Origin of the sequence: Rhizobium sp. S163, from assembly GCF_030380805.1 — a bacterium.
Taxonomy (GTDB): domain Bacteria; phylum Pseudomonadota; class Alphaproteobacteria; order Rhizobiales; family Rhizobiaceae; genus Rhizobium.
This window is the reverse complement of the sequence record NZ_JAUDSA010000025.1, coordinates 1-846: the sequence shown is the minus strand read 5'-3', so window position 1 is coordinate 846 and position 846 is coordinate 1. Positions and strand designations below refer to the sequence as shown.

General features: G+C 54.6%; 1 protein-coding gene. It reads left to right on the top strand.

Features of this window, described 5'->3' with window-relative positions; translation table 11 throughout:
* The first annotated feature begins 67 nt into the window (after positions 1–67).
* A protein-coding gene (locus QTL96_RS22655; protein WP_289729294.1) for an IS5 family transposase occupies positions 68–846 on the top strand; the annotation gives its coding sequence in 2 pieces (ribosomal slippage) (positions 68–394 and positions 397–846; 777 coding nt in all).

Genomic DNA, 846 nt, shown 5'->3' with positions numbered 1-846 from the left:
TAGGCCGCGTCCCCATAAAAGGGTTTCGCTTTAGTCAGGATGATGATTCAATGTCCCTTGGAAGGAGATTGATATGCGCCGTCATGAACTTAGCGATGAAGAGTGGGCGATCATCGCACCACTTTTGCCGAATGAGAGCCGTGGTGTCGAACGTGTTGATGACCGCCGGGTGATCAATGGCATTTTGTGGCGTTTCAGAACTGGCTGCTCTTGGCGGGATATCCCTGAGCGCTACGGCCCTCGTACGACACTTTACAATCGGTTCTCGCGCTGGCGTAAAGCCGGCGTTTGGGACCGACTTCTTGAAGCGGTATCAAGGCGTTACGACGGCGATATAGTTATGATCGACTCGTCGTGTGTGCGCGTTCACCAGCATGGTGCCAACGCAAAAAAGGGGGCTCTACCGATCCTTGCATGGGACGTTCGCGCGGCGGCCTGACGACCAAAATCCATGCCATGGTCGATGCGGATGGCCGACCGTTACGAATGGAGCTGACAGCGGGCCAGGCAGCTGATGCTCCGGTCGCTGAAAGGCTGATTTCTGACATCGAACCAGGCACGACGCTACTTGCAGATAAAGCGTATGACACCGACGCGATCCGAGCGTTTGTGAAAGGCCGCAAGGCTTGGGCTAACATCCCAACAAAGATAAATCGGAAGCAGACTTTCAGCTTCAGTCGCTGGGTCTATAGGCAGCGAAACCAAGTGGAGAGGTTCTTCAATCGTATCAAACACATGCGGGGCCTGGCCACGCGCTACGACCGCCGCCCTGACAATTACCTTGCTGCACTGAAACTCGTTGCGACACGAATTTGGATCAATTCAGTTTGCGAGTCCACGTCCTAG